This window comes from uncultured Microbacterium sp., from assembly GCF_913776565.1.
Classification (GTDB): Bacteria; Actinomycetota; Actinomycetes; order Actinomycetales; family Microbacteriaceae; genus Microbacterium.
The window spans coordinates 1-8391 of record NZ_CAJYPF010000023.1; the positions used below are offsets into that span (position 1 = coordinate 1).

The window sequence follows — 8391 nt, forward strand, 5'->3', positions numbered from 1 at the left end:
ACAACGGCCGTCGCCTACGATGAAGGATGCCGCGACCGCGGCGTCGCCTCGAGGAAGAAGTCGTTGATCGTGAAAAGCCTCTTCTGGTTCGCGCTGGGGATCGCCGGCGGATTCGTCGCCGCCCATCTCGTCAACAAGGACCCCCGCGGTCAGGAGTTGCTCGCCCAGCTCGACTCCCGCATCGGGGAATTCACGGACCACATGAGCGACGCCTACCACCAGCAGGAGACCCGCCTGTCGGAGATCATCGACGACGCCAAGGGCGTCGCCGCCTCCGCGGTCGACCGGGCCTCCGAGGCGATCGGCGACGCCGCCGCCTCCGCGAAGACCGCGGCCTCCTCGACCGACTGACCTCCCCGGCATCCCGCCTCCGACGACCGGAGGCGGCCACCGCACGCGTACGGAAAGACCCGCCATGAAAACCGCCGAGATCGCCCAGCGCTTCCTCGACTTCTTCGAGAAGAAGAACCACACGATCGTCCCCTCGGCCTCGCTCGTCACCGACGACCCGGCCCTGCTGTTCACCGTGGCGGGCATGGTGCCCTTCATCCCGTACCTGAGCGGCGTCGTGCCGCCGCCGTACCCGCGCGCCGCGGACGTGCAGAAGTGCATCCGCACCAACGACATCGAAGAGGTCGGCAAGACCCCGCGCCACGGCACCTTCTTCCAGATGCTGGGCAACTGGTCGTTCGGCGACTACTTCAAGGAGGACGCGATCCGCTTCGCGTGGGAACTCCTCACCGCGCCGGAGTCCGAGGGCGGCCTGGCCTTCGACCCGAAGGACCTCTGGGTCACCGTCTACGAAGAAGACGACGAGGCGCACGACCTCTGGCTGAAGCTGAGCACCCTCCCCGAAGACCGCATCCAGCGTCTCGGCAAGGACACCAACTACTGGTCGACGGGTCTTCCGGGCCCCGCGGGCCCCTGCTCGGAGATCTTCTTCGACCGCGGACCCGCGTACGGCATCGACGGGGGACCGGCGACCGACGACGACCGCTACGTCGAGATCTGGAACCTCGTGTTCATGCAGTACGAGATCACCAACGTGCGCTCGAAGTACGACTTCGACATCGTCGGCGAACTTCCCGCGAAGAACATCGACACCGGCATGGGCCTGGAGCGCATCGCGTTCATCAAGCAGGGCGTCGACAACATGTACGAGACCGACCAGGTGCGCCCCGTGCTCGACCTCGCTGCCAAGCTGGCCGGCAAGGCCTACGGCAGCGAGTCGCACGAGGACGACGTGCGCCTGCGCATCGTCGCCGACCACGTGCGCTCCTCGCTCATGCTGCTCGCCGACGGCGTCACGCCCTCGAACGAGGGACGCGGCTACATCCTGCGCCGCATCATGCGCCGCGCGATCCGCTCGATGCGCCTGCTCGGCGTCGAGGGGGCGACCTTCCCGGAGCTGTTCGCCGCGTCGCGCGACGCAATGAAGGAGACCTACCCCGAGGTGGAGGCCGACTACGCCCGCCTCTCGGCGTACGCGATCGCCGAGGAGCAGACGTTCCTGCGCACGCTGGCGGCCGGTTCCGCGATCCTCGACCAGTCGGTCGTGGAGGCGAAGAACGGCGGTGGCACGACCCTCTCGGGATCCGAGGCGTTCCTGCTGCACGACACCTACGGCTTCCCGATCGACCTCACCCTCGAGATCGCCGAGGAGGCCGGGCTGAGCGTCGACCGCGCTGCCTTCGACACGCTCATGCAGGAGCAGCGCACCCGCGCCAAGGCCGACGCCCGCGCGCGCAAGGGCGCCATCGCCGACCAGAGCGCCTACCGCGAGTTCCGCGCGCTCGGCGAGACAGTGTTCACCGGCTACACCGAGATGCAGACCGAGTCGCGGGTGCTCGGCATCCTGGTCCAGGGGCAGGGGACCGACCGCGCTTCGGAGGGTCAGATCGCCGAGGTCATCCTGGCCGAGACCGCGCTGTACGCGGAGTCGGGTGGCCAGGTGGCCGACAAGGGCGTGATCGTCGGCCCCGGGTACGAGCTCGAGGTCCTCGACGTGCAGCGACCGGTTCCGGGACTCGTGAGCCACACGGTCGAGGTGACCACCGGTGAGGTCTCGGTGGGCGCCCCCGCCACGACGGTCGTCGACGGACTCAACCGCCACGCCGCGCAGCAGGCCCACACCGCCACGCACCTCGTTCACGCGGCGATCCGCGACACCCTCGGCAAGACGGCGACTCAGACCGGGTCGCTCAACCGCGCCGGGTACATGCGCTTCGACTTCAGCTGGGGGTCCGCACTGTCGCCCGAGACCCGCACCGAGATCGAGGACATCGCCAACAACGCCGTGCGCGACAACCTCGAGGTCACCACGCGCGTGATGTCGCTCGACGAGGCCAAGGCCGCCGGCGCCATGGCGCTGTTCGGCGAGAAGTACGGCGACACCGTCCGCATGGTCGACATCGGCGGTCCGTGGTCCCGGGAGCTGTGCGGTGGCACGCACGTGTCGCGCAGTGCCGAGATCGGTCTGGTCAACCTCGTCGGCGAGCAGTCCGTGGGTGCCTCGAACCGTCGCGTCGAAGCCCTCGTGGGACTCGACGCCTTCCGCGACCTCGCCGCCGAGCGCGCGATCGTCTCGCAGCTGTCGACGTCGCTCAAGACCCCGCGCGAGCAGCTCACGACGCGCATCAACGAGCTCGCGGCCAGCCTGAAGGCCGCCGAGAAGAAGATCGCCGCGTTCGAGGCGCAGGCCCTGACGGGTCGGCTGCCGCAGCTGGTGGAGTCGGCCGTGGCCGTCGGCACCGTCAAGGTCGTGGCGCAGAGTCTCGGCGAGGGCGCGTCGGCCGACGACGTGCGTTCCCTGGCCCTGCAGGTGCGCGATCGGCTCGGCAGCGACCCCGCCGTCGTCGCGCTCGGTTCGGTAGCGGGCGGCCGCGCGACCGTCGTGGTGGTCACCAACGACGCCGCGCGCGAGCGGGGTCTGGCCGCGGGCGCTCTCGCCAAGGCCGCCGCGGGCGTGCTCGGCGGCGGCGGCGGCGGACGCCCCGACGTGGCCCAGGGCGGGGGCACGGATGCCGCAGCCCTGCCGCAGGCGCTGGACGGAATCGTCGCAGACGTGCGGACGACCACCGCGTGACGGGGTTCCGGCGGGGCATCCGTCTGGGGATCGATGTGGGGCGCGCCCGCGTGGGCGTGGCGCGCTCCGATCCCGACGGACTGCTGGCCGTTCCCGTCGAGACGGTTCCGCGCAAGGGCGAGCCGGTACGCCGGATCGCGGCCCTGGCCGCCGAGTACGAGGCGTTCGAAGTGCTCGTCGGCCTGCCGCTCAACCTGCGCGGCGACGACACGCCGTCGACCACCGACGCGCGTGGCTTCGCCGCCGCCCTCGCCGCGGCGCTGCCGATGCCCGTTCGACTCGTCGACGAGCGGCTGAGCACCGTGTCGGCGCACGGGGTCCTGCGGCAGGCGGGACGTTCCCAGCGGGATTCTCGTAGCATTGTGGATCAAGTCGCCGCTGTGGTCCTCCTGCAGCAGGCGCTCGACGTGGAGCGACAGTCCGGCGAGCCGGCCGGACCCGCCGTATCACCGGGACAGGAGCCCGCCTGAGATGCCCGAGAACCAGCCGCCCGAGAGCGATCCCTTCGCCGACCTGTACGGCCGCCTTCCCGACCCGCGCACGGGTGCGCGTCCCGAGCGCGCGTCCGACGACGCCGCGACGACGGGTTCTGCGCCGCTGTCGCGCCGGGCCGCCCGCGAAGCCCGCCGCGCCGAGACCGGCCCCACCGGGACGGCGTCGGATGCCGCCGCCGAGCCGGCCATCCGCTTCGACGCCGCGCGACGCGCGCCCGCGGATCAGGCGGCCGCCCCCGCCGGAACCCCCGGTCCCCGCGCGGACGACACCGCGGCTCTCCGTTCCGCGGCCGCCCCGGCCGAGCGTCCCGCCGACGGCGCCGCCCCGCGCGGCGCCGGCACGCCTCGAGAAGCCGACACCTCCCGCACCGCCGACACCCCCCGCGCCGCCGAGGGCCCGCGCACCGCCGCCGCCCCGGCTCCCGCACCCCGCGCCGCCGCAGGCCCCCTCGACGGCATCATCCCTCCGCGCGATCCCGCGCGTCGCGCGGACGACACCGCCGCCCCCGGTCGTCTCGGCCCGCGCCGCACCGGCGGCCTCGACGCCGCGCGCACCGCCCCGGCATCTCGGATCGACGACGCCCCGCGCGACGCGGAACCCTCGCGCGACCGCGAGCCCGCGCTGGTCGGCGCCGGAGCCACCGCCGCCGCGGCCTCGTCGTCGCCGCGGGTCACGGCATCCGGATCCCTCGAAGACCTCTTCACCGGCCAGACCACGACGCACGAGATGGGCCAGACCGTGACCGCACCGCCGCGACGACGCCGCCGTGTCGGCGGGTGGATCGCCCTTTTCGTCGTGCTGCTGCTCGTCGGGGGGATCGCCGGCGGCGGCTTCGCCCTGTGGAACACTTACGGCGACCGCATCCAGGCGTTCCTCGGCAACGGCGAGCCCACCGACTACGAAGCCGGTCAGGCGACCGGCGAAGCGCGCGTCACCATCGTGTCGGGCGACACCGGCGCCTCGGTCTCGCCCAAGCTCTTCGAGGCCGGTATCACCAAGGCGTCGAATTCGCTGTACAAGTACATGGTCGACAACGCCGTCGTCTTCACCTTCCAGCCCGGCGTCTACAAGCTGCAGCAGCAGATGACGTCCGAAGCCGTGCTGACGGCGCTGCGCAACCCCGAGAACCGGTTGAACTACACCGTTCAGCTGCGCGAGGGCCTGACGCTGAAGCAGTCTCTCGACGTCATCTCGGAGCAGATCGGCATCCCCCGCGCCGACCTCGACGCCGCCACGGCCGACCCCTCGCGGTACGGCGTGCCCGCCTCGACGCTCGAGGGCTGGATCTTCCCCGCCACCTACGACTTCGACGAGGGCGTCACCGCGCAGCAGGTCATCGAGCGCATGGTGCAGCGCACCGTGCAGTCGCTCGACACCGCAGGAGTGCCCGAGGCGGATCGCGAACGGATCCTCATCATCGCCTCGATCATCGAACGCGAGGCACGCAGCAGTGAGGACTTCTACAAGGTCTCGCGCGTGATCGAGAACCGTCTCCAACCCGACAACACCGAGACGCACGGTCTGCTGCAGATGGATTCGACCGCGCAGTACGGAGCGGGGGAGTTGGATGCCGGATCCTCGTCGTCCTCCGAGAACGCCCTCACGAGCGACAACCCCTGGAACACCTACATCCGACCCGGCCTGCCGGTCGGTCCGATCGCCAACCCCGGCGACCTGGCGATCGACGCGGCCATGAAACCCGTCGACGGGACCTGGTACTACTTCACGACCGTCAACCTCGCCACCGGAGAGACCGTGTTCTCGACGACCTACGCCGATCAGCTCAAGGCCGTCGAGCAGTTCCAGGCGTGGTGCCGCGAGAACCCCGACGGCGGATGCTGACCGGCCCCACCCGTCTGGCCGTCTGGGGCGACCCGATCGCGCACTCGCGGTCGCCCCGGCTGCACGCCGCCGCGTACGGCGTGCTCGGCCTGGACTGGGAGTACGACCGCCGCCGGGTGGATGACACGCGCTTCGACGTCGAGATCGCGGAGCTGGATGCCACCTGGCGCGGCCTGTCGCTCACCATGCCGCTCAAGCACGTCGCCTCCGCGCGAGGCACGACGCTCGACGACGACGCACGCCTGACCGCCGTCGGTCAGCAGGTAGGTGTTGACCGACGGCGGCCCCCACGGCTTCAATACGGACGTGGGCGGACTCGCCCGGGCGCTCGACGAGGTCGGCGTCCACGCTCCCGCCCGCGTGCGGGTGCTCGGCGCGGGGGCCACGGCGACGTCGGCCGTCGTCTCGGCGGTTCGCGCGGGCGCGGGCGAGATCGACGTGCGTGCGCGCCGACCCGGGGCCGCGGCCGCCCTCGCGGCGCTCGGTCCCCGCCTCGGCGTGGATGTGCGTGTCGCGGCCATCGACGACCCGGACCCCGTCACCGTCGACGCGACGATCGCCGCCCTACCCGGCGGGACCGACCTGGGCGCGGTCGCCGGAGTGCTGGCATCCACCTCCGGCCCCCTCGTCGACGTCGTCTACGGCGGATGGCCGACCCCGCTCGCGAAGGCCTGGGACCGCGCCGGCGTGGCCGCGTACGACGGGCTGCGGATGCTGTTGCACCAGGCACTGCTGCAAGTGCGGGTGTTCGTCGGCTCCGACCCGATGACGCCGCTGGACCGCGAGGTCGAGGTGCTGGCCGCGATGCGTACCGCGCTCATGGGAGACTAGGGGCATGCTTCGCGTCCTCACCGCCGGCGAGTCCCACGGCCCCGAACTGATCGCCCTCATGGAGGGGATGCCGGCCGGCGTCCCCGTCTCTTCGGCCCAGATCCGCGCCGAGCTCGCGCGCCGCCGCCTGGGCTACGGCCGCGGCTCGCGCATGAAGTTCGAAGAGGACGAGCTGACCCTCTCGACCGGCATCGTGCACGGCTTCACCATCGGCAGCCCGATCGCCCTGCGCATCGGCAACACCGAGTGGCCCAAATGGACCGAGGTGATGAGCCCCGAGCCCGTCGAGCTGTCCGACCGTTCGCGCGGACGCGGTGCCGCCCTGACCCGGCCGCGTCCCGGACACGCCGACCTCGTCGGCATGCAGAAGTACGGCTTCGACGAGGCCCGTCCGATCCTCGAGCGCGCCTCGGCCCGCGAGACGGCGGCCCGCGTGGCCCTCGGCGCGATCGCGCGCTCGTTCCTGAGCGAGCTCGGCATCCGTCTGGTCAGCCACACCCTGTCGATCGGTCCGGTGCGCGTCCCCGACGACGCCGCGCTCCCCACCCCCGACGACGTCGATCGCCTCGACGCCGATCCGCTGCGGTGCTTCCACGCCGACACGAGCGCCGCGATGGTCGCCGAGGTCGACGACGCCAAGAAGGCCGGCGACACCCTCGGCGGCATCGTCGAGGTGCTCGCCTACGGTCTGCCGCCGGGGCTCGGATCGCACGTGCAGTGGGACCGCCGCCTCGACGCCCGCCTCGCGCAGGCGCTCATGAGCATCCAGGCCATCAAGGGCGTCGAGGTCGGCGACGGCTTCCTCACCACCACGCGTCGGGGGTCGCAGGCTCATGACGAGCTGTTCGCCACGGCCGACGGCATCACGCGGTCCTCGGACCGCGCGGGCGGTACCGAGGGCGGCATGTCGACCGGCACGGTGTTGCGCGTGCGCGCCGGCATGAAGCCGATCGCGACAATCCCCAAGGCGCTGCGCACCGTCGATGTCGCCACCGGCGACACCGCGGCGGCACACCACCAGCGTTCCGACGTGTGCGCGGTGCCCGCGTCGGGCGTGGTCGCCGAGGCCATGGTCGCGGTGACCCTCGCGGATGCCGTGCTCGAGAAGTTCGGGGGCGACAACGTCGCCGAGACGCGCCGCAACCTCGAGACCTACCTGGCGAATCTGCCCGAGACCCTGCGCTCGACCGACGCGTCGGACGCCGCGCTGCTCGCGCATGACCTCGCCTGAGCGGGTGCCGAGCGACGCCGTCGCCGCCGACACGGCGTCCGGACCCGACTCCGACGCGGCGCACGCGGCATCCGCAGCTGCACCGCGCCCCGCGATCGTGCTGATCGGCCCCATGGGTGCCGGCAAGACGAGCGTCGGACGTCGCGTGGCACGCGCCCTGGGGACGTCGTTCAGCGACACCGACAAGATCGTCGTGCGTGATCACGGTCCCATCCGCGATCTCTTCCTCGCTCACGGCGAGGCGCATTTCCGTGACCTCGAACGGGATGCCGTCGTCGAGGCGCTCGGTCGCGGCGGCGTCGTCGCGCTCGGCGGGGGAGCGGTGCTCGATCCGCTGACGCGGGACCGCCTCGCCGCGCACCACGTCGTGCTGCTGACCGTCGCACTGAACGTCGTGGCATCCCGGATCCACGGCGAGGACCGCCCGCTGCTCGGCGGGGAGGACCCCGCCGAGCGCTGGCGGCGCATCTACGAAGAACGGCGCCCGATCTACGAGGCGACCGCCGACATCGCCTTCGACACGTCGTCGGGACCGCTGTCCCGCGTCGTGGACGACATCGTGGCCTGGGCGCGACGCGCCGAGGTCGAGGAGACACCATGAGCGACACCACCACCATCAGCGTCGCCGGAGACCCCGGATACGACATCACCGTCGGCCGCGGCCTGCTCGCGAGCCTCGGCGAGAAGCTGCCCGCCGCGGCGCAGAAGGTGCTGGTCGTGCACCCGCCGACGCTCGCGGCGCAGGCCGAGGCGCTGCGCGCCCAGCTCATGGGCGACCGACAGGTGCTGCTGGCCGAGATCCCCGACGCCGAGCAGGGTAAGCGCGTCGAGGTCGCCGCGTTCTGCTGGCAGGTGATGGGCCAGGCCGACTTCACCCGCACCGACGTCGTCATCGGCTTCGGCGGGG

Annotated in this window: 7 protein-coding genes and 2 pseudogenes; all 9 read left to right on the plus strand. The window is 71.9% G+C overall.

Annotated elements, in window-relative coordinates; genetic code table 11:
* Positions 1 to 351: hypothetical protein (locus QZ433_RS01500; protein ID WP_295779681.1), on the plus strand; the 351-nt coding region annotated here is incomplete at its 5' end.
* A gap of 64 nt (positions 352 to 415) precedes the next feature.
* Positions 416 to 3085 carry an alanine--tRNA ligase gene (alaS, locus tag QZ433_RS01505; RefSeq protein WP_295779682.1) on the plus strand — a complete coding sequence of 890 codons (2670 nt, stop codon included), beginning with the start codon at positions 416 to 418 and terminating at the stop codon, positions 3083 to 3085.
* A complete protein-coding gene (ruvX, locus tag QZ433_RS01510) occupies positions 3082 to 3555 on the plus strand; it encodes a Holliday junction resolvase RuvX (RefSeq protein WP_116538039.1) in 474 nt (157 codons plus the stop codon). The genes alaS and ruvX overlap by 4 nt, the downstream gene beginning before the upstream one ends.
* 1 nt (position 3556) lies before the next feature.
* A complete protein-coding gene (mltG, locus tag QZ433_RS01515) occupies positions 3557 to 5422 on the plus strand; it encodes an endolytic transglycosylase MltG (protein WP_295779683.1) in 1866 nt (621 codons plus the stop codon).
* Positions 5416 to 5607, plus strand: a pseudogene (locus QZ433_RS01520) (shikimate dehydrogenase); the annotation flags it as partial. The gene mltG and the pseudogene QZ433_RS01520, both read left to right, overlap by 7 nt.
* A gap of 121 nt (positions 5608 to 5728) precedes the next feature.
* Positions 5729 to 6253 (plus strand): hypothetical protein, encoded by a 525-nt coding sequence (locus tag QZ433_RS01525; RefSeq protein ID WP_295779684.1) that lies wholly within the window; start codon positions 5729 to 5731, stop codon positions 6251 to 6253.
* A gap of 4 nt (positions 6254 to 6257) precedes the next feature.
* On the plus strand, positions 6258 to 7484 hold the full coding sequence (aroC, locus tag QZ433_RS01530; protein WP_295779685.1) for a chorismate synthase: 1227 nt from the start codon (positions 6258 to 6260) through the stop codon (positions 7482 to 7484).
* Between the two features lie 112 nt (positions 7485 to 7596).
* Positions 7597 to 8085 (plus strand): shikimate kinase, encoded by a 489-nt coding sequence (locus QZ433_RS01535; protein ID WP_295779686.1) that lies wholly within the window; start codon positions 7597 to 7599, stop codon positions 8083 to 8085.
* A pseudogene (locus QZ433_RS01540) lies at positions 8082 to 8391 on the plus strand (3-dehydroquinate synthase); the annotation flags it as partial. The gene QZ433_RS01535 and the pseudogene QZ433_RS01540, both read left to right, overlap by 4 nt.